General features: G+C 55.3%; 20 protein-coding genes. 8 read left to right on the top strand and 12 right to left on the bottom strand.

From position 1 onward, the window contains the following. Nucleotides 1-27: 27 nt before the first annotated feature. The 8 genes from K9U38_RS03360 to K9U38_RS03325 all read left to right on the top strand — a co-directional run bounded on the left by K9U38_RS03360 (nt 28) and on the right by K9U38_RS03325 (nt 11,439). A complete protein-coding gene (locus K9U38_RS03360; RefSeq protein WP_224492940.1) occupies nt 28-3,324 on the top strand; it encodes a GH36-type glycosyl hydrolase domain-containing protein in 3,297 nt (1,098 codons plus the stop codon). A 685-nt stretch (nt 3,325-4,009) separates the two neighbouring features. Next, on the top strand, nt 4,010-5,179 hold the full coding sequence (locus K9U38_RS03355; RefSeq protein ID WP_370631814.1) for a helix-turn-helix domain-containing protein: 1,170 nt from the start codon (nt 4,010-4,012) through the stop codon (nt 5,177-5,179). A gap of 283 nt (nt 5,180-5,462) precedes the next feature. Beyond that, entirely contained in the window at nt 5,463-6,476 is a 1,014-nt protein-coding gene (locus tag K9U38_RS03350; protein ID WP_370631817.1) for a UDP-glucuronic acid decarboxylase family protein, read from the top strand. Then, a complete protein-coding gene (gene galE, locus K9U38_RS03345; protein WP_224492939.1) occupies nt 6,476-7,462 on the top strand; it encodes a UDP-glucose 4-epimerase GalE in 987 nt (328 codons plus the stop codon). Before K9U38_RS03350 ends, galE begins: the two co-directional genes overlap by 1 nt. Beyond that, on the top strand, nt 7,459-9,327 hold the full coding sequence (locus K9U38_RS03340; protein ID WP_224492938.1) for a glycosyltransferase: 1,869 nt from the start codon (nt 7,459-7,461) through the stop codon (nt 9,325-9,327). Before galE ends, K9U38_RS03340 begins: the two co-directional genes overlap by 4 nt. 47 nt (nt 9,328-9,374) lie before the next feature. Beyond that, entirely contained in the window at nt 9,375-9,941 is a 567-nt protein-coding gene (locus K9U38_RS03335; protein WP_224492937.1) for a DUF995 domain-containing protein, read from the top strand. After that, entirely contained in the window at nt 9,938-10,900 is a 963-nt protein-coding gene (locus tag K9U38_RS03330) for a glycoside hydrolase family 26 protein (RefSeq protein ID WP_224492936.1), read from the top strand. The genes K9U38_RS03335 and K9U38_RS03330 overlap by 4 nt, the downstream gene beginning before the upstream one ends. A gap of 26 nt (nt 10,901-10,926) precedes the next feature. Further along, on the top strand, nt 10,927-11,439 hold the full coding sequence (locus tag K9U38_RS03325) for a DUF995 domain-containing protein (protein WP_224492935.1): 513 nt from the start codon (nt 10,927-10,929) through the stop codon (nt 11,437-11,439). Between the two features lie 61 nt (nt 11,440-11,500). On the opposite strand, the gene K9U38_RS03320 is transcribed toward K9U38_RS03325, so the two are convergent. From K9U38_RS03320 to K9U38_RS03265, 12 genes are all read right to left on the bottom strand, one after another. After that, nucleotides 11,501-11,833: a hypothetical protein gene (locus K9U38_RS03320; protein ID WP_224492934.1), complete on the bottom strand. Its 333-nt coding sequence runs from the start codon at nt 11,831-11,833 to the stop codon at nt 11,501-11,503. A gap of 491 nt (nt 11,834-12,324) precedes the next feature. Next, complete coding sequence (locus K9U38_RS03315; protein WP_224492933.1) at nt 12,325-13,347, bottom strand: glycoside hydrolase family 3 N-terminal domain-containing protein; 1,023 nt, start codon at nt 13,345-13,347, stop codon at nt 12,325-12,327. Beyond that, the gene (locus tag K9U38_RS03310; RefSeq protein WP_224492932.1) at nt 13,344-14,144 is read right to left on the bottom strand and encodes a DeoR/GlpR family DNA-binding transcription regulator; all 801 of its coding nucleotides are present in this window, start codon (nt 14,142-14,144) and stop codon (nt 13,344-13,346) included. Before K9U38_RS03310 ends, K9U38_RS03315 begins: the two co-directional genes overlap by 4 nt. Beyond that, the gene (locus tag K9U38_RS03305; RefSeq protein WP_224492931.1) at nt 14,141-14,770 is read right to left on the bottom strand and encodes an HAD family hydrolase; all 630 of its coding nucleotides are present in this window, start codon (nt 14,768-14,770) and stop codon (nt 14,141-14,143) included. The genes K9U38_RS03310 and K9U38_RS03305 overlap by 4 nt, the downstream gene beginning before the upstream one ends. A 158-nt stretch (nt 14,771-14,928) precedes the next feature. Beyond that, nucleotides 14,929-16,575 carry a GMC family oxidoreductase gene (locus tag K9U38_RS03300; RefSeq protein WP_224492930.1) on the bottom strand — a complete coding sequence of 549 codons (1,647 nt, stop codon included), beginning with the start codon at nt 16,573-16,575 and terminating at the stop codon, nt 14,929-14,931. Further along, nucleotides 16,575-18,077: a GMC oxidoreductase gene (locus tag K9U38_RS03295; protein WP_224492929.1), complete on the bottom strand. Its 1,503-nt coding sequence runs from the start codon at nt 18,075-18,077 to the stop codon at nt 16,575-16,577. Before K9U38_RS03295 ends, K9U38_RS03300 begins: the two co-directional genes overlap by 1 nt. A 10-nt stretch (nt 18,078-18,087) precedes the next feature. Next, on the bottom strand, nt 18,088-19,188 hold the full coding sequence (locus K9U38_RS03290) for an ABC transporter ATP-binding protein (protein ID WP_224492928.1): 1,101 nt from the start codon (nt 19,186-19,188) through the stop codon (nt 18,088-18,090). A gap of 4 nt (nt 19,189-19,192) precedes the next feature. Continuing rightward, on the bottom strand, nt 19,193-20,071 hold the full coding sequence (locus K9U38_RS03285) for a carbohydrate ABC transporter permease (protein ID WP_224492927.1): 879 nt from the start codon (nt 20,069-20,071) through the stop codon (nt 19,193-19,195). Further along, nucleotides 20,061-20,957: a carbohydrate ABC transporter permease gene (locus K9U38_RS03280; RefSeq protein WP_224492926.1), complete on the bottom strand. Its 897-nt coding sequence runs from the start codon at nt 20,955-20,957 to the stop codon at nt 20,061-20,063. The genes K9U38_RS03285 and K9U38_RS03280 overlap by 11 nt, the downstream gene beginning before the upstream one ends. Nucleotides 20,958-21,036: 79 nt before the next feature. Further along, the gene (locus K9U38_RS03275; protein ID WP_224492925.1) at nt 21,037-22,287 is read right to left on the bottom strand and encodes an ABC transporter substrate-binding protein; all 1,251 of its coding nucleotides are present in this window, start codon (nt 22,285-22,287) and stop codon (nt 21,037-21,039) included. A 75-nt stretch (nt 22,288-22,362) separates the two neighbouring features. Then, entirely contained in the window at nt 22,363-23,679 is a 1,317-nt protein-coding gene (gene hisD / locus K9U38_RS03270; protein WP_224492924.1) for a histidinol dehydrogenase, read from the bottom strand. Nucleotides 23,680-23,776: 97 nt separating this feature from the next. Continuing rightward, nucleotides 23,777-25,579, bottom strand: coding sequence for a thiamine pyrophosphate-binding protein (locus K9U38_RS03265; protein ID WP_224492923.1), 1,803 nt, complete (start codon nt 25,577-25,579; stop codon nt 23,777-23,779). Between the last annotated feature and the right edge of the window lie 35 nt (nt 25,580-25,614).

Here is a 25,614-nt window from a genome sequence, read left to right as displayed (position 1 = left end):
TAATGGGAATATAGGAGGTTATAAGTTATGCCTTCTGCCACGCACCGTTCGTTCCAGATGCCTCATCGAGACAGGCTTGGTCTCGCAAGCTTGTCAAACGAAAGTGGTCTTTCGATCTCACTTCTGCCGAACGGGACATTATTTGCTATCGAATACAGCGATGTTGCTGGCGTGATTATGATCAATCAGGTTTTGGGATCACCGGTCTATGGTGGGATTGGTAGGCTCTATCTCAGAATTGGTGGTACGCAACCTGGTGTCTTTGAAATTGTTGGACCGCGAGCAAAGGTCTTGTTCAGTCAGGGCGAGACAGCCTTCTTCTGGAAGGGCAAATCCCGCGAAATTACACATTCTGTTCGGCTTGAACTACACCCGACCCAGGCGACGTGGTTCTGGAACGTGACGTTGGAAAACCCCTCCAAGGTCACTGTAGAGGCTGACTTGGTCCTCGTGCAGGACGTCGGCATTGGAGCCCCCGAGTTTCTGATGGGAAGCGAAGCTTATGCCTCGCATTACATCGACCACACGATCGCAAATCACCCAGTATTCGGTTCGGTGGTAATGAACCGCCAGAACCTCAAGCAGCCGGGCGGTCGAAACCCGTGGCTCGCCCAAGGTTGTGTTACGGGCGCTGCTGCGTACGCGACAGACGCGATCCAACTGGCATTTCCGAGGCAGGCTTGCCACAGCGCAATGGTTCCGGCTTTCGGAGAAAACCTCCCCGCATTCCGTCGGCAGCATGAATTGGCGTGTCCAAGTATCCAATCTACACCTCTTTTCATAGCACCGGCCACGAGTTCATCATCTACATTTTTTGGTCTGTTCGTACCCGATCATCCGGAGCCTTCAAGCGAAAAGGACCTCTCGAGACTCGACGGAATCGAACATGCGCCGGTCGGTCCCGATCCGTTGCGAAACAAGATGGCGGCAGCAGGTGTATCTCGTAGTGTGCTTCAGGACGTTGCCGAAGCGATGTCATTAGAATTAGATACCGAGTCCGTGGCGGCTTTATACCCCACGAGGCACCTAGAAGAACGTAGAGATGGAAAACTTCTATCCTTCTTCGTGCAGGACAGCCGACAAAACCGCCATATCGTCCTGAAAGACAAGGAACGTGTCACCGTCAGGCGCCACGGCGCGATCCTCCGAAGCGGTCAGAGCATCCTACCGGACAATGATACTCTTGCTGTAACCTGTTGGATGCAAGGAATCTTTGCCGCACAACTGACAATTGGAAATACGTCTTTCCACAAACTCTTCTCGGTCTCGCGCGATCCCTACAATTTAACGATCTCCAATGGTCTAAGGATCCTTATTGACGAGGGCGATGGCTGGAGGCTCTTAGGTGTTCCTTCCGTCTTTGAGATGGGACTGAGCGATTCCCGGTGGGTCTATAAACTTTCGGGGCGCACCGTGACCATCACGGCAGCCGTGTCCGGCAAGGAACCGGCAATGCAGTGGGAAATTACGAGCGAAGGTGCTCCTTGCCGTTTCCTCATCTTTGGACATTTAACGCTAGGTGAACGCGAATTTGAGAGTGGAGGCCGTGTCGATATTAACGTCGCACGCAAACTTATTATTTTCCGGCCGGATGCGGCTGGCCTCTGGGGGAACAAATTTCCGGACGCCGCCTATTATCTTGTAACGTCAACGCCTGAAGTCGTCGGAGAGATTGGAGGAGACGAGCTCCTGTATACCGACGGCATAGCGCGTGGCGGCCCATTTATAGTCGTAAAGGTCCTTGAGACCCATCGATTTTGTTTTGCTGTGACTGGGTCGATGGTTGATACGAGCCGGGGGGAAGAACGCGCCGAACGTTATGAGGCTGGTAACCATCTAGCCGACATGCTTGCCTCCGCCTTTGATTTTTGGAGCCGCGTCACGCAGAAGACTGTGATACAGGGAGACGGTCCCAACCTTCTCGCCCAAGCAACTTTCCTTCCTTGGCTCGCTCATGATGCAATTATTCACGCGAGTGTTCCGCACGGTCTTGAGCAATTTACGGGCGCCGCCTGGGGAACGCGCGATGTCTGCCAGGGTCCGATTGAGCTTCTTCTGGCCTTCGAGCACGACAACGAGGCTCGAGAGGTCATCCGGATTGTATTTGGTGAACAGTTTCGGGACCGAGGGGACTGGCCACAATGGTTTATGCTCGAGCCGTATTCAAACATCCGCGCCGGGGAAAGCCACGGGGACATTGTTATCTGGCCGCTGAAGGCCCTGTGCGACTACGTCGAGGCGACAGGTGACATTGCGGTTCTCGATGTCGATATTCCGTGGCGGTCCGACGACACGTTGGAGCAAACCAAGGAAACGTCGACACTCGCCAACCACATCGAAAAGTTGCTCCAAACTGTCCAAGAAAGGTACATTCCCGGGACGAGCCTCATCCGTTACGGCGAAGGAGATTGGAACGATTCCCTTCAGCCCGCCGATCCGCAACTTCGGGACTGCCTGGTAAGTAGCTGGACCGTCGCACTGCTTTACGAACAGATGGCGCGTTATGCTGACATTCTTGCTCGAGCGGAACGAGCTGAGGAATCGGCGCAATTGCAGCGCAAGGCTGCAAGCATGCGCGAGGATTTCGGTAATTTTCTGATCCGTGACAACGTCGTTGCCGGCTACTGCATATTCGAGCCCAGTGGAGACGTCGAGTTACTCATCCATCCATCCGACAGACGTACAGGCCTTCAATACTCGCTGATCTCGATGACGCAGCCGATCATTGGTGGACTTTTTACGCCCGAGCAGCGCGAACGGCATTTGGCAGTCATTAAGGAACACCTCCTGTTTCCCGACGGCGTACGGCTTATGGAGAAACCCGTTGGCTATTCAGGCGGAACTGAGAAACTCTTTCGGCGCGCTGAAACGTCGGCGTTTTTCGGGCGTGAGATCGGCCTGATGTATACGCATGCCCATCTTCGGTATTGCGAAGCGTTGGCACTTGTTGGCGATGCTGACGGCCTGTGGAATGGGCTTGCGCTAGCCAATCCCATATCGCTGGCCGACCTGCTGCCACAGGCTTCGCTGCGACAGCTAAATACCTATTTCAGCAGCAGTGATCCCGGCTTCAACGACCGTTACGAAGCTACTACCGATTGGGAAAAACTCCGATACGGTCGGATTTCCGTAGACGGAGGATGGCGGATATATTCCAGCGGTGCGGGTATTTTCACCAAAATTCTTGTCGAGAAGGCACTTGGTTTCAGACGAGAGTTTGGTCAGCGGATCCACAAGCCGTTGCTGCCTGAAGCAGTGGCTGTCCTCGCGAACCTGGCGCATCACGAAATCGAAGATTTTCAAATCCCCCGTGAGGACGGTTGATGCCGCCATAGCTTCGATCGGAGACGCCGCTTGGTCGGCGACAACCCACACGGCAAGTGATGCGGCGCTCCTCGTCTTCCAGTCCGTCCGCTGCTTTAACCCGGCGGTGTCGATCGCGAAATGCTGCGAGAGCGGGCGAGGTCTTCGGCCTTCACGGTGTAGACGGCGAGAAAGCGGGGCATGCGACGCGCTCTTCGTGCTGGCATAAGCGCAACATGACGTCAAAAAGCACAATTAGAACAACTTTTTTTCAAACACTCTGACTCCGTTAGTCCTAGTTCGAATCCAGGTTCCCCAGCCAAACTTTTCCAAACAAGAATCAACATGTTATCCAAGAGTTGGCACAACCGCTTCTCCGCTTTCATGTTGCAACTGGCTCCCATCGAATTCCGACGATTTTCTTGGGGCAACGGCGAATTCATGGGACATGAACAAAGCGCTCATTTTGGCAATGCGTCGCTATGCTGCGTGCCTTCGATAAAGTAATAGAATCTCTCGGGGCGCATGCTCGGATTGTGGGTCCTGATCGATTCCGTAACTGTGACCATCGAGATGACCTATTAGGTGTGGCTCCGATGTCCCTGCCCTTCCGACGTCCCTGTTAACTCCACATTAACTTTAAAGTGCGTTGATCGCGATTTGGTAGTAGAAATCCGGGAAGGCGTTCGGCTTTCGGGAGGGCAAGGTGCCTGATTCTCCGCAAAAGGGACAGCAGCCGCTAAACTCGATTGAAGCACACGAGGGCGCGGAAACCAGAGCCAGTTCCGATCCGGCGGTTGAGCGCCGTCGCTGGCCACGCCAACCAACGACTACTGCAGAAGCAGCTATTCCGCCACCGGCGCTTGAACCACTAACCTTTTCAACCCGAAATATTGACGCCAAGGATCAATTTGCAGCTTGGCAGGCCTACTTGTCACCCCTGGTCGATATCAGATTGCCTGATGGTGTGTCTGAGGAATCTGGATTTCCGGCCGCGCACACAGCCTGGAATCTTGGTAGCATGCTCGTCGTTCAACAGAGCGCCCCCCCTCACAGCTTCGCGCGATCAGCGGCTAAACTCCGGTCAAATTCGATTGATCACTGGCACTTAACGCTGTTACGCAGCGGCAAGACATGGACCGAAGTTGAGGGGCAGGTCTTTCAGGGCAAGCCCGGAAGCGTAGAACTTACGTCCCTTGGTCAGCCTTTTACTGGCCGAGCAACGGCGGCAGAAAGCCTCTCATTTTATCTTCCACGCGAGTTGTTTTCAGACGCAAATGTAGTCAATGCGGCATTGTCCGGGACCTACACCAACCTGCTGATCGAATACATGGACAGTCTGGAGGCAAAACTAGCCAGCCTGGCAGTACCGGACCTTCCCCGAGTCGTACAGACGACACGTGATATGATCGTTACCTGGCTGGCATCGACTGCCGAACAGCACGCCAGTACGGAGTCACAGGGGAACTTTGCGTTGATGGAACGCGTCCGTCGTTTCATACAGAGAAACTTGAGCTCACCTGACCTGACGCCGGATAGGCTTAGTCGAGAGCTCGGCATATCGCGCACCCGGCTCTATCAGTTGTTCGAGCCGAGCGGAGGTGTTCTTCATTATATTCAAAAGCGACGTCTACTGGCAGCTCACGCCGCCTTAAGTAATTCGGCCAATCGGCAGCAAATTGTCGAGATCGCCGCCGCTGTTGGATACACATCTGCCGCCCATTTCAGCCGAGCGTTCAGCAAGGAATTTGGCTATAGCCCGCGCGAAGCCAGAAATGTCGTGGTGCCGCCTTATTTCGCCCACGCAGTTCCGCTCGTGGAACTTGGGCAAAGTGCAAACTCATTTGGTGAGTGGCTCAAGTCCCTCGGACATTAAGGCAATATCTGACCAACATTCTATCGAACAAGGAGCGTCCAGAGCGGTGTAATCGCTTCGGATCACGAGCGATATAACCCTTCGTCTGCAGAAATGGACGCTGCGGCAAGTATCAGGATGCGCGTCTAACGACAGTCGGCAGAGGCCCAATTATACGAAAGCTACAAGAACAACGCCGATATAAAAGCACTTTGAACTGATTAGGTCCTTAATCAGAAAAGAATCGGCAAATTTTGGGGCTCGAATGATGAAGAAAATGCGTCCTAATCCCAGTCGGCATAATATTAATTCCCTCTTTGGTGATGTACGTGTCGTCCACTCAAAGCAAAAGTCTCAACATATTCTTGTGACTGGCGGTGCCGGCTTCCTCGGATCACATCTTTGCGAACGCCTCCTTAAGGCAGGACACACTGTAATCTGCCTGGACAACTTCTCTACAGGGCTTGAACGCAACATACGCCATCTGCGCAATTTCGAACGGTTCAGCGTCATTAAGCATGATGTTGTCGATCCAATCGACGTTGAAGTTGATGAAATTTACAACCTTGCGTGCCCCGCATCACCTCCTCATTATCAGGCCGATCCCGTACACACGATGAAAACGTGCGTTCTTGGAGCGCTCAATTTGCTGGAACTTGCAGCACGGACTGGTGCTCGCATTTTCCAGGCATCCACATCAGAAGTATACGGCGATCCACTGGTTCACCCTCAGGTCGAGGGTTACTGGGGCAACGTGAACTCGTTCGGACCCCGGTCCTGCTACGACGAAGGCAAGCGCAGTGCTGAAACACTGTTCTTCGATTTTCACAAGCAGCACCATGTTGAGATCAAAATCGCCCGAATATTCAATACCTATGGTCCCAACATGCGCCCAGACGATGGCCGTGTCGTGTCAAACTTCGTTGTGCAGGCACTGAAGGGTCAGGACATAACCATCTATGGCGATGGTTCACAGACACGCTCGTTCTGTTTCGTCAATGATCTCATCGACGGCTTTCAGCAGTTGATGGCAACCGACCCTTCATTCACCGGGCCTGTCAATCTTGGGAATCCAGGTGAGTTCACGATTTTGGAGCTCGCCGAACAGGTGATCAAACTGACCGGTTCCCGTTCGACCACCATCTGCAAACCATTGCCAACCGATGATCCTCGCCAGCGCCGTCCCGATATATCCCTTGCGCAGCGAGAACTCGGATGGCAGCCGAAGGTGCCACTCCTGGTCGGTCTGGAAAAAACAATCGTCTATTTTGATCGCCTCCTTGCCGAGGAAGCAGTTGAACTGGCGGAGACTGCATAATGGCTCAGCCCAGGGTTCTGGTAGCGGGCGGCGCCGGTTACATTGGCAGTCACACCGCCAAACAACTCCACTCATGCGGCATCGAACCGATTGTCTTTGACAATCTGGTTACAGGCCATCTCTCCTCGGTACGCTGGGGCCCGTTCGTGCATGGTGACATCCTCGATACGAGCAGTCTGACGAGGACCCTCATGCAGTACAAGCCCGATGCAGTCGTGCATTTTGCCGCGTCTGCTTATGTCGGAGAGTCCGTCGAGGACCCCTCAAAATACTACCGGAACAATGTCGCAGGGACACTTTCTCTCCTGGATGCCTGCCGCCATGCGCAAATCGACAAGATCATCTTTTCCTCAAGTTGCGCAACCTATGGAGCACCGCGGTCGCTTCCCATTACCGAAACGACCCCGCAGCAGCCAATCAATCCCTACGGCAGGACGAAACTCATAGCCGAGCAGATTTTGGAGGACTATGCGGCTGCCTATGATTTGAAGTATGTGGCCCTGCGGTACTTTAACGCGTGTGGGGCGGATCCTGACGGAGAACTGGGCGAGTGGCACAACCCTGAAACACATCTTATCCCGAGAGCGTTGCTCGCGGCAGCGGGGGCGATCTCGCATCTTGCAGTCTTCGGCGACGACTATGACACCGAAGACGGAACGTGTGTTCGTGATTATATCCACGTGACCGATCTGGCCAAGGCGCATGTTCTGGCGCTCGATCACCTCATCAGTGGCGGTCAAAACCTTTCGGTCAACCTTGGAACTGGCCGCGGCCTGTCAGTTGGCGAGATACTGAAGGCAATCAGCCGTGTTACCAAGTGTGAAGTCCCGGTTGAAATGCATCCAAGGCGAGCTGGTGACCCCCCTGCGCTTTATGCCGATCCAGCATTTGCACGCCGGGCGCTTGGCTTTGCTCCCGAATATTCGGACATCGATACGATTGTGCGGACCGCGGCTCCCTTCTTTGGCCTGGAGTCGCGGGCATGACCAGCACAACGCCCAAAATTACGGCAGGTGTGACCGAACCAACCCTCGTTCCGGTCCTCAAGGGATATGGCAAGATTGAATATCTCGCATGTACGGCAATCTGGCTGGCCATGCTCTTTTATTTCTGGGCCTGGTGGCTGAAGCCAGAGCATATTATCGGTTCCTGGAGTTTCGCTCTGGTCACAGCGACGCTGGCATGGGTAACCCTTCTGCCCGCCTATTTCATGACAATATTCTACCGTGCCCGCAAACCCAACGGACCGCTTCGACTGCCAGATGGCAGCAGAGTGGCCATGGTGGTGACCAAGGCGCCGTCTGAACCATTTTCAATCGTCGCGGAAACACTGGAAGCCATGCTTGCCCAGGACTATCCACACGACACATGGCTTGCGGATGAAGATCCAAGCCTGGAGACGTTGAATTGGTGCAAAGAGAACGGCGTTCTTGTCTCAACGCGAAAGAACAGACCGGACTATCATTTGGCCACCTGGCCGCGCCGCACGCGCTGCAAGGAAGGCAACCTTGCGTTTTTCTATGATCATTTCGGCTATGAGCGCTATGACTTCGTCGTGCAGCTCGATGCTGATCATGTTCCAGAGCAAGGCTATCTCGTCGAAATGTTGCGCCCGTTTGCCGATGAAGATGTCGGATACGTATCTGCACCAAGCATTTGCGATAAGAACGCATCAGAAAGCTGGTCTGCACGCGGGCGCCTTTACGCGGAAGCGAACATGCACGGTTCGCTCCAGGCCGGCTATACTGGTGGACTGGCACCACTCTGCATCGGATCACACTATGCCGTACGTACCGTCGCCTTGCGCCAAATAGGTGGGCTCGGGCCGGAGCTGGCCGAAGACCACTCAACTACCCTGATGATGAATGCGCATGGCTGGCGTGGCGTTCATGCGCTTGATGCGATCGCACATGGCGACGGCCCGGCAACATTCGCCGATCTCGTCACGCAGGAGTTCCAGTGGTCGCGCAGCCTCGTCATGTTGCTGTTGCAATATTCGCCAACGTACGTGCCGCGCCTGCCGTTGAAACTAAAGTTTTCATTTGTGTTTGCGCAGCTGTGGTACCCACTGTTTGCGCTGTTCATGGCGATGATGTTCGCCATGCCCATCCTGGCGCTTGTGACAAAACAGACGTTCGTCGCAGTAACCTATCCGGCTTTTCTTGCGCACTTCATGCCGCTCTACATCACGTTGATAGTGCTGGTCTATCGCTGGCGCGCAACCGGCTCGTTCCGTCCCTTTGATTCAAAGGTCTTGAGCTGGGAGGCGATGTTTTTCCTCTTTGCTCGCTGGCCTTGGGCCTTGGCTGGAACCGTCGCTGCAGTTCGCGACTGGATGACTGGGTCTTTTGTGGATTTTCGCATCACACCCAAGGGCACGTCTGAGGTGGATCCACTGCCTGCGCGAGTTCTGATGCCCTACGCATTTCTGTCAATTGTTTCAGTATTGCCTGTGCTGTTTGTAACGGATGCCGGCGAAACAAGGGGTTTTTACATTTTCGCAATCGTCAATGCCGTGATCTATACCGTGCTCTTGCTGACAATCGTCATCCAGCACGCTCGAGAGAATGTGGTCAGGTTCAAGAGCAGAACATATCGTCCAGCAATGGCGGCCGCCCTCCTCTCCCTCATCGTCCTGCCAGGAATCGCGACTGTTGAGCGCGGAAAGGACGGACTGGATTCCCTCACTTGGGGTGGCGGGCGATTGCGGCTTTATGAAACCACGTATGCGGTGGCTGGCGCAGGTCTCAAAGGTGGAGAATTGCGCAAGCTGACCTTCAAGCCACGCTGGCTTCCCGAATCAGACAACAATGCCTTCCTGGAAGGTGTTCGTAAGAGCGGAACAAGATGATGACAAACAGAAGAACGAGTTCTTTAAGTTTACAGCAAGCCGCCAAAGTGGGAACGCGTTGGTCCGGTTCCTGCCGTAGCGTGTCGCTGGTAATTGCGGCCTGTCTCTCGGCAACACTCGCAGGTCCTTGCTTCGCCGGCGAAACAAACGTCCCGTCGGCCGATGCCCGGGCAATGAATGCCCTGGAGCTTTACCTGCTTTACCGCGACAAGACGTGGGTGTGGCCGGATGGAGCCGGACGCTTCGATGATCAGGGGAGACGTTTCACTGCCCGGACAGGCTCCGGAAATGCGACCACCTGGGCGCAAGGACGATGGGCCGTAACGGACGATGGCCAAATGTGCCTCATTGCAGGGTGGCACATGAAGTCTGGCGTTTTCGCCAACAAAACGTGTTTTAGCCACAAGCGTAATGGCGGAACGATCTATCAGAAGAAAGAGCCATCGGGCGACTGGTACATTTTCAAGCACGCCGCGCCGACAGAGAGTGATGAATTCAAGAAGCTTGTCGCAGAGAATCTGGTCTCTCCAGATCTGGCGACCATGAAATCTGATCTTGAGGATCAGAATCGACTAGCGGGCAATGCGACCCCTGGCAGGAGGAAAACTCAATGAAAAACAAGAAGACTCGTACTGCAATTGTGGTCTCAATTGCGACCCTGGTTCTGACAGGTAGCGTGCTGGCGGCAAGCATTCCACGCGGCATCCCAACTGGTGCAAAACCTGTTGCTACGGGCAACCTTGGTGATAAACGGCCAATCATCGGTCCTGACTCCCTCACGTTTGGAGCATATGATCCGCATGGTGACTTCACTGACGATCCCAATTCAAAGATCGAACATCTGTTCCTGCCCTGGGAAGATGTTGATCTGTCGACGCTATCGCTAGCCGATGAATATGCCCAAAAACGCGGACGAAAACTATTCATCACTGTGGAGCCCTGGTCATGGGCAGCGGACTGGCGATCTTCCCCTGAGGCGCTGATCAGCGGCATTCTGGCGGGCAGGTACGATGCCAACATGGCAGCGGTATGCTCGACAGCAGCAACACTCAAGAGCGACGTAACTATTCGCTGGGCGCAGGAGATGGACGAAACCGACAACCAGTTTACCTGGGCCCATTGGTCTCCAGCCGACTATGTCACCGCTTACCAACGGATGGTAACGGTTTGCCGCGAGCATAATAAAACGGCGAAGTACATGTGGTCACCCAAGGGAGAACCAACCCTCTCAGCATTCTATCCAGGCGATGAATTCGTTGATGTGGTTGGCCTTTCCGTATTCGGCCTGCAACAATATGACCGGGATCATCTTGGCAAAGATCAGACATTCGCTGAGGCGCTCTCGTCCAAGTACCGCTTGGTCAAAGCCTTGGGCAAACCTATCGTTGTTGCAGAACTTGGCTACGAAGGTGACTCCGACTACGTTCGCAGCTGGGCTGAAGACGCCGCCAAACGGTCTCCGGAGTTTCCGGATCTGACAGCCGTCGTGTATTTCAACGACAAGGAAGTTTATCCTTGGCCTCGCCCCTACGGCCTTCCCGATTGGCGAGTTGTGAGAGAAGCGACGAATTAACCAGGATGCCCCTTCAGGAGGTAAAAATGACCATGTTCCGAGCGATATCGTTGCTGTGCATCGTTGGTATAGTGGGCACATTTGCCCAAGCTTCCAGTGCTGCACAAAGCAAGCCCTCGAAACCGCCGGCGATGTCTGAACCGCTATCCAGCCAGGAACTGTTCAATCTCTACAGCAATCGATCCTGGATCTGGAAGGATGGCGCGGGATATTTCGCGAACAGGCAGCGCGAGTTTATATCCTGGACTGCTGACGGCGGAGGATCATACGGTGTGGGGCGCTGGTTCATCACAGATCCGGGCAAACTGTGCTTCAGGGCGGTATGGCACGCGAAGGGGGGTAGTGCTCCGGCGCTGACCTGTTTCAGCCATCGCAAGAAGGGGAATGCTGTGTTCCAGAAACGCGAGCCTGATGGGGATTGGTACCAGTTCAAGACCACGCCGGCTCGAGCTGATGACGAATATCGCAAGATACGGCCAGGTGATTATGTTACAACCCGAATGAATCGGATGAAGTCCAAAATATCGCGCGGCAGCTAGGCAGAAGGTTTGACAGCTGTGAAGAAAGGCCAGGTTCTTTGCCCGGCCGCTTCCACAACTGTCACCTGGCAAAGCAGGTCGAAGTACGTCCAAATCCGCTTGGCGTGCAAATAAAAGGGGCCTGCCCGAGATAGGCCGATTTTGCAACAGTCACGACGTTGCGGGTCTTGATGTTTTTTCTCGTTATGACGTATGTTTTCGCTGAGCCAGAGTAACCCAGCTTCATCGAATTCGACCGCACTTCGCCAGCATTTGCAGGCAACATAGTACACAATGAAGCGGCCATCACAAAAGCAATCGTCGGCATGCCTTTGACAGAGAGCAGCGAATACGCTGTTTTTTTAATTTTTACTTTACTTGTTTTGATAGTTAATACTTCGTTTTTATTGTACATATCCAAGAACTCCGCGCATTTGATGTGCGAATGCTTAGCATGCGACACATTTCTGCCCATTTAAACGAATAGATACAATTAGAAACAACTGAAAGGTGATCGTTCACAGCCGGTTGAATTCCCAGCGGCCTTGAACGCTTACAAGGCGGAACGCTGCTGCACGGCGTAGCATGCAGTTCCTGACTGACCCGAATGCGGTTACCAGCTCAACGCATGATTGCTCAATTCAATCTACGACTATCATGGCATAACGCAAACCAGCCCACTATAGCTAACTCCTGCGTTTTCAAGGTTCTTAACGAATGACGCTTCTGGCGCAACCACGACCTCCGGCATGTCAGTGGCGACGTCTACTTCCGGACACAGCAAAAATTTGCCTGTATGTCCGGTTTGGAGACGCAAAGCGGTCGTCTTCACTCCGCCTGATTTGGGGCAGGTCCGTGTTCTAACTTCGGCGCCATCGGCAAACAACGCAAGAAGGGCAGCTGAGATCAAGCATCCGACTGAAATTGGTGACCCCCAGCATTCTTTCTCACGCGAGTTGCCGCATCCGACAGGCGGTCAGCGGAAATCTTGCCTGTGCGCACTGCGGCTACGATGCCTTCAGACAAGGAGTTGAGATGAGGGCCACCAGCTACTAACAAGAGGTCCGCCCCAGCATTGATCGCGGAGACCGCAGTGTCCAGCAGCGATTTGCCCCGCATCGTCGCGGGAGCGTCCAGATCGTCACTCACGATCAAACCTGTGAATCCAAACTGCTCCCGCAAGAGAGCAATCACAGCAGCCGAGGTGCTGGCGGCATTGTTGGCATCAAGCGCGGCAACTGGTGCTGGTCCAGTCATGATTGCTTTGGTTCCAGCCTTGATCGCGGCCGTGAACGGCAAGGCGTTACGGATGATGTGGTCTCGGTCGGTGTGCAGGGACACATCAACGAGTGCTGGGTCAGCATTCAAATTGTTGAATCCGGGGAAGTGTTTTGTTGCAGCTGAGATCCCGGCCCTCTGCACGCCTTTGACAAATGCTCCGACCAGCCTCGCCACATTTTGCGGATCTGTCCCCATGGTTCGGTTGTCTAGCCATGGATTTTGACCGTCTACAATATCGGCGATTGGCGCGAGGAACATTGACACGCCAAGTTCGCGGGCAGCCTTGGCCGTTCCGAAGCAATGTTCCGCGAGCTCATCGTCAGTCATCGACCTCGTATCAACCAACTCCGGGAGCGCTGGGGCCAGCCCCTGCAGCCTCTGGATGCCGCCCATTTCCTGATCCACGGCAACAATGAGCTCCGGGCACCGTACCCTGAGTTTTTCGACGCTAGTGCGGAACATGCTCGGCGTTTCAGTGGCAAGCCTCTCCTTCGACATTGACCGTGCTGTGTATTCTGCTCGCGTTTCGCCTATCAAAATGGAATGGCCGCCCATATCCAGAAACGGATTCATCACTTCTGCAAAAATGAGATTGTCGAAAGCGGGCAGAAGTACTGCTCTTGCGTTCTGGTCCAGCGAATAGGTCATACTCCTTCTCCATGTGAAACCACCTCGACACCCACGCCAAGCTCCTGGATTCGTGTCAGGATGGAACTCTCTCGACTTCCGGTGAAAAGCGTTGAGACGACGGAGACTGGTGCCACTTGATAAATTGCAGCTCGCCCGAGCTTCTCGGATGGTACAAGCAACAAGATGTTGTTCGCCGCCTTAATCATGATCGTTTTCAGGAAAGCGTCATCGAAATCGTCGGCGCGAAGCATCAAGTCGTTGTCGATACCGCATGTTCCGAGGATGCAGTAGTCAACCCTTAACGAGTGGATGGCTTCGATTGCACCGGCGCCGCTAGCACTACGTGTCAATTTACTAAGGCGACCACCGAGCAGGATGACCTCGGCAAGCGGATGATCGAGTGCAGCAGCTGCTACATCGACGGCTGTTGTGATGATGCGCACGGAAAGAGTTGCGGGTAGATTTCGGACGAAATGCAACACTGTCGTGCTTGAGTCGACCAGAAGCGTCGCTCCTTCGGGTATGGTTGCTGCTGCCGCTTTGCCAATGAGGTGCTTTTCGCCGGCTCCAAGCGTTTCGCGCCTGTGAAAATCAAGGGCGGGGGCGACGATGCGCGATGCTCCTCCATGGAAACGTTGAACGAGCCCGGCGTCAGAAAGTTCTCGTAAATCTCGTCGGATGGAATCCTCGGAGACCTCGAATTCCTGGGCCAAGGCAGACGCAATCACCCGCCCTGCCGCATTCACCTTCTTGATGATGATACCTTGGCGTTCTTCTGGCGAAAGTAGCGAGAGAGCCGCATTGTCCGTGCTCAACTTTCGATCTCCTGAACTTGGGGAAGGATTCCCATGCCCACCAGCCGCCGCTCGAGCTTGGCAGCCGTCTGGAAATGTTCGGTCTGAAATCCGAGCGCTGTCGCAGCCGCAATGTTTGCTGGGTTATCGTCGATAAACAGACATTCCTCTGCGCAAACACCCGCACGCTCCAGGAACAATTTGAAGATTGCTGCGTCCGGCTTCAGCATCCGCTCCTGTCCGGAGACGACCAATACGTCGAATGCGTCAAGGAACGGAAAGATTGCACGTGCTCTGGGGAAAGTCTCAGCCGACCAATTCGAGATGGCATGAATCGGGATGCCTGCCAACTTCAATCGCTCGAGAATTTGGGGCACTCCCGGGACTTCTCCTCCCAACATGTCGTGCCACCGGTGCCAATAGGCCTCGATCAAATCGGATTTCTCGGGATAGCGACTTACGAGGTCGGCTGTCCCATCGGCAAATGGCATTCCAGCGTCAAACTGCTCGTTCCAAGAAGGCGTGCAGATGTTTGCGAGAAACTCCGAAACGGATGCCTCGTCAGGAAGCAGCTGCCGGTACAAATAGGCAGGGTTCCAGTCAATCAACACACCGCCAATATCGAAGACCACAGCATTTGGAATCATTCTTTGCCTCTTTTCAGTATTGCGCTTTTATGCATGATCATGCATAGACATGCAATACTCTTTGCGTATTTTTGCTTGTTTCTTGTACCTCGATGCCGCTAGTGCGGCTTCGCAGGCGACAGCCGCGGAGACTCGAATGTGAACACTAAGGTTGCGCGTTAGGCACGCAAGAAATCTGCTGCCCGCTCGCCAATCATGATGCAGACTGCGTTTGGGTTGCCGGAAATCAATGTCGGCATGATCGAAGCGTCAGCTACGCGCAGCCCCTCGATCCCTCGAACTCGCAGCTCGGGATCCACGACTGCCATCCGGTCGACGCCCATGCGACATGTTCCCGAAGGATGCAGAGCCGCATGCGCATTCTGCTGACAAAACGTTCTGATGTCCTGACGTGCTGTGAGACCCAGCGACGGAGTGTGTCTTGTAGCCACATACTTCGCAATTGCCGGTTGAGCCATGATATCCATTGCAGTCATGGTTCCATCAGTGATGGCTTCAAGATCGTATGGATCCGAGAAATACCGCGGAGCCACGCGGGGGTTAACTGTTGGATCGGGGCTTGCAAGCGTAACTTCCCCCCTGGAGCGTGGCCTGATCTGTCCAAGATTAACGGTACAGCCATTGCCTCCGGGAACAGCCTCTACACCTTCTTCGATTCCCGCGCCGACGACCATGAAATACTGTATGTCCGGCACTGCTTCTTTTTTGTTGCCCCACCAGAAAGCACCACCTTCGATGAGGTTGGAGGAAGCTGGGCCGTTGCGAAAGAGGGCGTAGTTCAGCCCCGCTAAAGCTTTCCAATGCAACTTTTTATATTTGTCATAGCTGTGGGGGCCGTTGAGCTGGTAGACCAGTGAAATCTCGATATGATCCTGTAGGTTCTGTCCGACCCCCGGCAGATCGGCATGAACGATCAACCCGTGGCGCGAGATTTGATCAGCGGGGCCAATCCCCGATAGCATCAACAGCTTGGGGGTGGCGATCGCGCCCGCCGATATTACTATTTCTTGTCGTGCCTTGAACGTGACCGTGCGGTTATGCTTGTTACACTCCACGCCAACCGCCCTTCCCCGCTCGACGATCACACGCGTCACGGCGCAGCCAGTCTCGATGTGCAGATTTTGTCGCTTACGGGCTGGCTTGAGATAGGCTACAGCCGCCGAACTTCGGCGGCCATTGCGAGCGGTGATCTGGTAGAGGCCGCAGCCAGTCGGATCGCCGGAATTGAAATCGGGATTGTACGGAAGACCTGACTGTTGACAGGCCTGTAGCCAAGCTCGCGTCAAAGGATGAATGCTATCAATGTCGGACACGCCAAGCGGGCCTCCAACGCTATGGACCTCGTTGCAGAACCGGTTGTTGTCCTCGGCACGTTTGAAGTAAGGCAGTACGTCGGCATAGCTCCAGCCGGCTGCACCCATGGTGACCCACTGTTCGTAGTCAGAAGGAACACCTCTTATATAGATCATCGCATTGACCGAACTACCTCCGCCGAGCACTCTTGCCTGCACCATAGTGGGCGTGTCGACCGATCCCTGCTCCGTAATTGGCTCCCACGGAATGCGTTTGAGCAGCGGACCTTGGGCCGTCTTGTAGTACGCACCGGGGATATGGATATAGGGATTGAGATCGCGCGGCCCCTCCTCCAAGAGCAGCACGTTCACGTTCGGATCTTCCGATAAACGGGAGGCTACCACGCAGCCGGTAGAGCCGCCGCCAACAATAATATAGTCGTACGTAGCGAGCTCGTCAGTCCGAGGCGGACGAATTCCGAGGCGTGCCGATCCGTAATCACGAAATGCCATTATCCCTGCCTTGAAATGGCGGCGCCAGCCTTGATCGCGAGCGCAGCGATGGTCAGGGCTGGATTAACCGCAGCTGACGTCGGCAGCACCGAAGCGTCTGTGATGAAAAGGTTTTCGACGTCGTGGCTGCGACAATCCGTGTCGACGACTGCCGTTTTGGGATCATTTCCCATGCGGGCCGTGCCGCATTGGTGAGATGTTGTCTTGCGGCCGAACGTATGGGTCAGGACAATCGGGAACCCAGCCTTGCGCATAACGGCGCGGGTCTTTGCGATGAGTGCCTCATGAGCGCGCATGTTCGATCGAACCCAATGCATGACAATTCGGTCATCGTGAACGGTGACCCGGCTCTCTGGGTTTGGAAGATCTTCGCTGGTAAGGAACCACCCATAGGCGTAGCGGGCGACGACTTTGGCGAACCATGCGGGGACGGGAACCGGAAAATTCGCCTTCAAGATGTTGCCGGTGATATGCCCCAGCAACTGCACGTTACCGAGCGGAAAACCGTACTCGTTGTTTTCGTTGTAAAAATCATTGAACGCTATCGTCTTCTGATAGACACATGTATTCGGCGCGAATGGGTCGATGGCCAGCATTGCGGTCGTATTATGGTTCATGAAATTGCGCCCAAGCTGGTCGGAGCTGTTAGCGAGCCCAGTCAGATGCACTTGGTTGCGTGAGCGCAAAAGCAGGGCCGCAGTCTGCACAGCCCCGGCGGCGACCGCAAAGCGATCCGCTAAGATGCGGTGCTCGATACCTTCTTTTGTGTAGACTGCCGCCGTGACCCTACGCCCGGTTGCATCTGTTTCCAGGCGCGCAACATTTGCACCTGTCACGATGCTGACATTTGGATGGCCAAGCGCCTTTGTCAGAGGGCCAACTTCAGCGTCGATCTTGCCAAGACCCGTATTGGGAAACGCATCCCAACCGGTGCCGGCGCGCTCCAGCCAAGCATCCAGATCGATCGAAAGGGGAAGCGACGAAGGGTGAATGCCCACTCTTTCGAGTCTTTGCCGGACCGACGCGATGGCGGGTTCGTCGGGCACGGGCGGGTGTCCATAGGGCTTACTATGAGCCGGCTCCGTCGGGTCTTGCCCCACGGAACCCCGCACGCGGAAGATTGCTTCCGCCTCGTCATACCAGGGAGCTAATTCCTCGTAAGAGATCGGCCATCCTGGCGACATCCCGTCTGCATGCGGTCGTGGTGCGAAATCTTCGTGACGGTAGCGGTACATGACTGCACCGAAGAACTTTGAATTGCCCCCCACATAATAGTAATTGCCCGGCAGGAAGCTCTCACCGTCGGTTCCCAGCCATTCCTCGGATGACCTGTAGAAGCCCCTCTGGAAGATGGCGATATCATCCCGCGCCTGCGGGCTATCCTTCAGGTAGTCGCCTCGTTCGAGTATGACAATGCGCAATCCGGAGGCTGCCAGGCTGTAAGCCAAGGATGCACCGCCAACGCCCGAGCCGATGATAACCATGTCCGCCGTTTGTGTCATAAACTTCGCCTCAGTCGATTCGCGTTTCGGTGTCAGCATCAAAGATGACGACCTTGGACGTATCCACCGACAGGATAGCCTCTTGTCCGGCATTGGCCTGCTTTGGCGGCAGGCGGGCAGTCACCTCGACGCCACCAAGCTGGAAGACGACTAACGTATCGGGGCCGGTGGGTTCCACCACATCAATGTCGACGGAGACCGTCGGGCGAGCATTACCGGTGGTGATGGAAAAGTTTTCGGGGCGGATGCCCACAAGTACCTTTTTGCCGGCGTACTTTCGTGCAGCATCCCCGGATAGCGACATCCCCGAGATACTCGCCGCCGGCCTGTTGGCGACGTTGATTACGGCACTTACGGTTGAACCATTTACCTCAAGCACGCCAGGAATGATGTTCATGGCTGGCGACCCGACGAATCGGGCCACATAAACATTGGCCGGACGGTCGTATACGGCCTGCGGCTCGTCGAGATGTTGCACAACGCCATCCTTCATGACGGCCACACGCGTCGCCAATGTCATCGCTTCGATTTGATCGTGGGTGACATACACGATGGTCGTCCCAAGACGGGCATGCAGGCGCTTGATTTCCGTACGCATATCCACACGCAGCTTGGCATCAAGGTTGGAAAGCGGCTCATCGAAGAGGAACAGCTTCGGCTGGCGCACGATCGCGCGACCCATTGCCACTCGCTGACGCTGACCACCCGAAAGCTGGGACGGTTTGCGGTCAAGAAGGTGACTCATTTGCAGCAGATCTGCGGCGATCTTGACGGCCTTGTCCCGTTCTGCCGCAGGAAGGCCGCGGATCTTCATACCGAACTCGATGTTTTGGCGAACCGTCATCGTCGGGTAAAGAGCGTAGGATTGGAACACCATGGCGATATCTCGGTCTTTAGGCGAGAGATTGTTGACGACCTTGCCTGCAATGCGGATCTCACCGCCCGTGATGGTCTCAAGCCCCGCTATCATATTGAGGAGAGTGGATTTGCCGCATCCCGACGGGCCGAGCAACACGAGGAAATCGCCAGTACCAATGGAGATCGAAACCTCCTTCAGAACCTCGAGGCTGGCATAGGATTTGCGGACGCGATCGATTTCAAGAGTTGACATTGTCTCAGCCTTTCACGGCGCCAGCGGTCAATCCGCGGACGAAGTAACGCCCTGCGACGACGTAGACGATCAGGGTTGGGATGGCGGCGATCATAGCCGCGGCCATATCGACGTTGTATTGCTTGCGCCCCATAGTGACGTTGACGATGTTGTTGAGCGCAACGGTAATCGGTGAGGATTGCCCCGCGGTGAAGGACACCCCAAACAGGAAATCGTTCCAAATCTGCGTGAACTGCCAAATACAGGAAACGACAATGATCGGAAGCGAAGCCGGCAGCATTACCGAGAAGAATATCCGAAAGAATCCGGCCCCATCGATCTGCGCAGCACGCGTCAGCTCGTCGGGAATTGTGATGAAATAGTTGCGAAAGAACAGCGTTGTGAAGCTGATGCCATAGACCGTGTGGACGAGGACAAGTCCCGGGATTGTCCCGGAGAGCCGAAGTTTGCCAAGCAATTGCGCCATGGGGAGAATAACGGCCTGGAACGGGAGGAAGCAGCCGAACAGCAGCAGGCCGAACACCAGATTGGAGCCAGGGAAGCGCCACTTGGTCAAGATGTAACCGTTTATCGCGCCGATGCCCGTCGAAAGAACGACGGCTGGGATAACCATCAGCAGCGAATTGACGAAATACGGGCGCAATCCATCGCACGCCGTCCCGATACAGGCCTGCCCCCATGCCTTTTCCCAAGCCTCAATCGTAATCAACTTAGGCAGACCGATGAAGGAACCTGAGTAGATCTCATCCAGCGACTTGAGCGATGTCACGATCATCACCCAGAGCGGCATCAAATAGAACGCGGCCAGAACGATCAGCGACCCGTAGATGAAGATGCGCCCGAGCTGGTGAGAGCGATGCGCCGAACTGATCTCAGTGCTCATTGCGGGTCTCCCTCAGTTCAGAATACAGGTAAGGAACGATGATGGCGGCCACCGTCATCAGCATCATCATCGCGCTGGCGGCGCCGACGCCCATTTGGTTGCGCCGGAACGTGGCCGAAAACATGAACGTTGAAGGCATTTCGGTTGCGTTTCCCGGCCCGGCATTGGTCAATGCGAGAACCAGGTCGAAGCTCTTGATTGATATGTAGCTGAGCAGAACGATGACGCTCAGAAATGCCGGACGGAGCATCGGCACAATGATGCTCAAATAGATACGTGGCAGACCGGCGCCTTCGATTTGTGCCGCTTTGATAATTGAATTGTCGATACCACGTAGCCCGGCCAGAAAGATTGCCATTGCAAAGCCGGTCGACTGCCATACCGCTGCAATCACAACGCAATAGATGGCGTATTCCGGCCTTGTAATCCAGTCGAAGACGAAGCTGCTCCAACCAAGCTCCTGGACGACCTTCTCAACACCCAAATCGGGGTTCAGTATCCATTTCCAGGCGGTTCCGGTGACGATAAACGACAATGCCATTGGATACAGGTATACAGCGCGCAGGAAGCCCTCAGCGCGGACTCGCTGGTCAAGCAGAATCGCAATAGCCAAACCGACCGAAATTGTAATTGTAAGAAACAGCGCCGTGAATACGAACAGATTGGCCACAGCGGTGCCCCACCGTGGGGTCGCCCACAGGCGCACATACTGCTCGAGGCCAACGAAATCGTATTGCGGAACCATTTTGGACGAAGACAGCGAAATCCAACCTGTCCAGGCAATGAAGAGATAGACCCCCACAAACACCGCAACTAGGCTCGGAGATAGAACGAGCCGAGGCAGCCAAAGCGTGAACCTATCCTTCAGCGAAAGTGTACTGCGCATGACCGCGTTCCCAATGTTTTCGCTAATGCCACTTGACGCGCCAGCCGGGTGACACCCCGGCTGGCTGATCAGATCAGGATCAGCGCGCATTGTTGATTCCATCAACGAGCGCCTGAACGGCATCATTAGATGACATGTCAGTGACGAAGAACTTGCCCACGACGTCACTGAAGACACCGGCGAACTGTGGCTGTGCGGCGAAACCCTCGGTTAATCCACCGAGCATAGCACCGCTGGAAACGGCCGCTTCGCGATCGGCAAAGCTGCGTTGGGCGCAGGCGTCAAAATCTTCGACAGAGACGTCGGAGCGGGCCGGAATTGAACCCTTGATTTTGTTGAAGTTCTTCTGGACTTCCGGATCCATGATGGACTCTGCCCAGGCATCCTGGCCCGCCGTAATCGCTGCGTCATCGATTTTGAAAAGTCCGAATGCGTCAATGACGAATTTATAGTTGGGGGTTGCAGCTGGAGTGGGGAAGCAAAGGAAATCAACGCCCGGTTTCATGCCCTTGGCGAGGAATTCGCCCTTGGCCCAATCGCCCATAATCTGCATGCCAGCCTTACCGCTCGCCACCATACCGGTTGCGACAGCCCAATCGCGGCCGGTGAAACCATCGTCAACGAGACCACGGACCTTGCGAAGTTTATCAAAAACATCGACCATTTGCTCGCTGGAAAGGGCACTTTCATCGAGGTCGATGACCACTTTCTTATAGAAATCAGGACCGTTGACGTCGACGAGGATCGCTTCGAAGACCTCGAGTATCTGCCACGGCTCGTCGCCAATCGCGAGCGGCACCACGCCAGCTTGTTTGAGCTTGTCACCAGCCGCGATGAGTTCATCCCAGCTCTTCGGCTCGGCAATGCCGGCCTTGTCGAAAACGGCCTTATTAGCCCATACCCAGTTCTGGCGGTGCATGTTGATCGGCAGAGAGATGTAATCGTCACCGGTCTTGACGAATGCCAAGAGTTGCGGCGCAAGTGCCTTGTCCCATCCATTCGTGGTGTACAACTCGTTGAGCGAGCGCAGGACACCCTCCTTGGCCCAGTCGAGTCCCTCATAACCGAGAAACTGCATTGTCGCCGGTGGATTACCTGCTGCCAGCCGGGTTCGGAGCGCCTGAAGGGCGTTGGCGCCCGACAGGCCGCCAACGGCGCTGTCTTGCCAGGTATATCCCTTGGTTGAGAGCTTGTCGGTGATGACCTTGAGTGCGTTCACCTCACTCTCGGATACCCAATGATGAATGCCTTCTACCTTGCCCTTGTCTTCCGCCATGGCAACGGCCGGCAAAAGGGATATAGAAGCGGCGAGAAGAGTGGTCAATTTCATGTCAGTTCCCCTGTTTTTGGCATTGGTGGTTAACTCTGTGCGGCAGTTGATCGGCAGCCGGACTTGCCGTTCGGATTACGCGTCGATCGGCTCTGCCGCTGCTGCATAAGGTACGTTGCGACCGCCATAGCGGCGGACGCGTACGTTTGCCTGCTCCGCATGTCCGGCGAAGCCTTCCATGAGGCAGAGCCTTGAACTGTATGCACCGATCAGCGCCGACGCTGCGTCCGTCTCGATGCGCTGGTAGGTGCAGGTCTTCAGGAATTTGCCGACCCAGAGGCCGCCGGTGTAGCGGGCAGCCTTATTCGTCGGCAGTGTGTGATTTGTGCCGATGACCTTGTCGCCAAATGCGACATTGGTGCGGGGGCCAAGGAACAGCGCACCATAATTCTTCATGTTGTTCAGGAAGTGGTCAGGATCCCGGGTCATGACCTGGACGTGCTCGGACGCAACCCGGTCTCCTTCAGCGACCATCTCGTCGATCGTGTCGCACAGAATGATCTCGCCGAAATCTTCCCATGCCTTCCTTGCTATCTCGGCAGTCGGCAGGATGCCGAGCAGCCGGTCGATCTCTGCGAGTGTTTCACGGGCAAGCTTTTCCGAATTGGTGACTAAAAGGGCCGGTGAATTGACCCCGTGCTCGGCCTGTCCAAGAAGGTCGGTGGCGACCAGTTCGCCATCAACACTGTCGTCGGCGATTACAAGGGTCTCGGTGGGGCCAGCGAAGAGATCGATGCCGACTTTGCCGAACAGCAGGCGCTTGGCCTCGGCGACGTAAGCATTGCCCGGTCCGGCCAGCATATCCACCGGATCGATCGTCTCGGTCCCGAAAGCCATAGCTGCGATTGCTTGGACGCCGCCGAGGCAATAGATTTCGTCTGCACCAGCGAGTGCTTGAGCTGCCACAATTTTTTCGGAGATCTTACCTTTGAAGGGTGGGGCACAGGTAATGATGCGCTCGCAGCCCGCAACGCGTGCGGTCAACACGGTCATGTGAGCAGAAGCCAGCAACGGATACTTGCCACCTGGGACATAGCAACCCACGTTCTGGATCGGGACATTGCGATGACCTAAGATCACGCCCGGTAGCGTCTCTATCTCCAGATCCTTCAGGCTGTCCTTTTGAGCTTGAGCGAACTTGCGAACCTGTTCCTGAGCGAAATCAAGGTCCTCCCGCTCACGCTTGGTCAATGAGTTAATTGCGTCCGCGATTTCGTCGTTCGTTAGGCGGTAGGAGTTGCGATCAAGCCTATCAAACTGGACGGAGAGTTCCCGGACTGCCTTATCGCCGCCGGTTTCCACCTTGGCAAGGAGCGCCTCGACGGCTTTGGTAACTGATCCGTCGGTGCCGCCTGCAATTGAAGCCTGAGCTGTCTTGATGTGCCGTATCATGAGAATGACTCTTCGTTTGCGGAAGCCACGTGCTCCGCAGTCCAAGGTGATTAAAGGGGGGAGACCAAGGGGGCATCCGTGCCCCCGATCACTTCATTTACAGGTGCTGTTCCAGTTCACGCATCTGGACGTAAGCAGCCTGTTCCTTGTCGTAGTAGGCCGGCGACGGGAAGTCCCACCAACCCGTTGCGAACGGCCCTGCAGCATCGCGCGATACGATAACTTCCACCAAAGCCGGCCCGCCACATTCGAGCGCAGCTTTCAAACTGCTTTCCAGATCTTCGTCCTTCTCGACCTTCCACGCTTCAAGCCCGAAGGCACGCGCCGAAGCAGCTATGTCAGCCGAGTAAGGTTCGCCATTCCCCGAGTGATGGTTGAATTCGGATGCGACATGGCGGCCCATGAACTTGCGTTGACCGCCCCGGATAGACATGTAGCCTGAATTGTTCAACACCAGGAACACGACGTTGATGCCATTCATAACCGCCGTACCCATTTCGGGCAGGGACATCATAAAATCGCCGTCGCCCACAATGGCCACAACCTGACGGTCGGGGCGAGCCAGTTTAGCGCCAAGGGCGGCCGGGACCGCCCAGCCCATCGGTGAATAGGATCCGGATGTCAGGTGCGTTCGCGGTTCATAAACCGGGAAGCTTTGCTTCACCGCACCTTGCGTGTTGCCCGAACCGACCACGACGATGCCGTCGCGATCGAGCACATTACGCAATGCAGCCAGGGGTCGTTGAGAGGTAAATGGGGTCTCGCGACTATTCAGTCGTGGAGCAACTTGTTCGTCCCAGTCAGACTTGGCTCTCTGAACATCTGCCAGGAAGGTCTCACGACGCGCCAGCATCCTTGTCGAGTCGGCATCGGAGATCATGCCGAGTATTGCTTCCAGCGCGACTTTGGCATCGGAAACGATGCCGACCTCGGTTTCGTAATTCTTCCCAATCTCGCGTGGGTCCAGGTCGATATGGATAAGCTTGGCCGAGGGGATCGAGAAGGACACGCCCTTGGCATAAGATGAGGCAGACCAGTCGGTGAAGCGGCAACCGACGGATATGACGACATCTGCCGACGCAGTGATCCTGTTGCCGCACGTCGTGCCAGTCTGGCCTACCGCGCCGATAAACAATGAATGGTCTTCTGAGATTGCACCCTTTCCATTCCAAGTGATTGAAATGGCGGCGCCCAATTTTTCTGCAAGGCGTGTCAATTCGCTTGATGCATTTGCGCTGATCGCTCCGCCGCCAGCGACAATCACCGGCCGCTCCGCCGTCAAGAGGAGCCTAACGGCAGCCTCAATTGCTTTCGGATCGGGATAGGCGACACCGACTGGCAAGCGCTTTTCCAAGGGGTGGATTGTAACATCCGCCGCCTCGACCTGTACGTCCATCGGTACCTCGACATGGACTGGACCGGGACGCCCCGTCATCATGGCGCTGAATGCGCGGTGCATGATGCTTGGAAGCACTGAAACCGAGTTTGCTTGCCAGGCGCGCTTTGTCACCTGTTCCGTTATCCGGGGGAACGCGTTGTCCTGCTGTCGCTCCAGTTCCTGCATGGTGCCGTGGCCGTGCATATAGGTCTGCGGCGAGCCGGAGACATAAAATAGCGAGGTGGAGTCGCAATAGGCGGTCGCCAGACCGATGATCGTGTTTGCAGCACCCGGCCCTACTGACGTCGAGCAGGCCATCGGGCGTCCTGACGCACGAAAATAGCCGTCTGCCATATGTACGGCACTCTGCTCGTGCATCACCTGGATGAATGGCAATTCCGAGCCTTCCTGCAGAAATGCGTCGAACAACGACCAGATCCCGTGCCCAGGCACGCCGGCGACATATTCAACACCATATTCCTTGAGTGCTCTTGCAACTACCTGGCCACCTGTCAGTTTCATTTGATCTCGACCCTCTAAGCTCGTTATTGTTCTGA

Source organism: Phyllobacterium lublinensis, from assembly GCF_020164435.1.
GTDB classification, from domain to species: Bacteria; Pseudomonadota; Alphaproteobacteria; order Rhizobiales; family Rhizobiaceae; genus Phyllobacterium; species Phyllobacterium lublinensis.
Note: the sequence above shows the minus strand (reverse complement) of the source record. Positions and strands in the feature narration are given on the sequence as shown.

What these genes read in the sequence shown, in the direction of transcription:
- K9U38_RS03360 (WP_224492940.1), top strand. Translation starts at nt 28, where the DNA reads ATGCCTTCTGCCACGCACCGTTCGTTCCAGATGCCTCATCGAGACAGG.
- galE (WP_224492939.1), top strand. Translation starts at nt 6,476, where the DNA reads ATGGCTCAGCCCAGGGTTCTGGTAGCGGGCGGCGCCGGTTACATTGGC.
- K9U38_RS03340 (WP_224492938.1), top strand. Translation starts at nt 7,459, where the DNA reads ATGACCAGCACAACGCCCAAAATTACGGCAGGTGTGACCGAACCAACC.
- K9U38_RS03330 (WP_224492936.1), top strand. Translation starts at nt 9,938, where the DNA reads ATGAAAAACAAGAAGACTCGTACTGCAATTGTGGTCTCAATTGCGACC.
- K9U38_RS03325 (WP_224492935.1), top strand. Translation starts at nt 10,927, where the DNA reads ATGACCATGTTCCGAGCGATATCGTTGCTGTGCATCGTTGGTATAGTG.
- K9U38_RS03320 (WP_224492934.1), bottom strand. Translation starts at nt 11,833, where the DNA reads ATGTACAATAAAAACGAAGTATTAACTATCAAAACAAGTAAAGTAAAA.
- K9U38_RS03315 (WP_224492933.1), bottom strand. Translation starts at nt 13,347, where the DNA reads ATGACCTATTCGCTGGACCAGAACGCAAGAGCAGTACTTCTGCCCGCT.
- K9U38_RS03305 (WP_224492931.1), bottom strand. Translation starts at nt 14,770, where the DNA reads ATGATTCCAAATGCTGTGGTCTTCGATATTGGCGGTGTGTTGATTGAC.
- K9U38_RS03300 (WP_224492930.1), bottom strand. Translation starts at nt 16,575, where the DNA reads ATGGCATTTCGTGATTACGGATCGGCACGCCTCGGAATTCGTCCGCCT.
- K9U38_RS03295 (WP_224492929.1), bottom strand. Translation starts at nt 18,077, where the DNA reads ATGACACAAACGGCGGACATGGTTATCATCGGCTCGGGCGTTGGCGGT.
- K9U38_RS03290 (WP_224492928.1), bottom strand. Translation starts at nt 19,188, where the DNA reads ATGTCAACTCTTGAAATCGATCGCGTCCGCAAATCCTATGCCAGCCTC.
- K9U38_RS03285 (WP_224492927.1), bottom strand. Translation starts at nt 20,071, where the DNA reads ATGAGCACTGAGATCAGTTCGGCGCATCGCTCTCACCAGCTCGGGCGC.
- K9U38_RS03280 (WP_224492926.1), bottom strand. Translation starts at nt 20,957, where the DNA reads ATGCGCAGTACACTTTCGCTGAAGGATAGGTTCACGCTTTGGCTGCCT.
- K9U38_RS03275 (WP_224492925.1), bottom strand. Translation starts at nt 22,287, where the DNA reads ATGAAATTGACCACTCTTCTCGCCGCTTCTATATCCCTTTTGCCGGCC.
- hisD (WP_224492924.1), bottom strand. Translation starts at nt 23,679, where the DNA reads ATGATACGGCACATCAAGACAGCTCAGGCTTCAATTGCAGGCGGCACC.
- K9U38_RS03265 (WP_224492923.1), bottom strand. Translation starts at nt 25,579, where the DNA reads ATGAAACTGACAGGTGGCCAGGTAGTTGCAAGAGCACTCAAGGAATAT.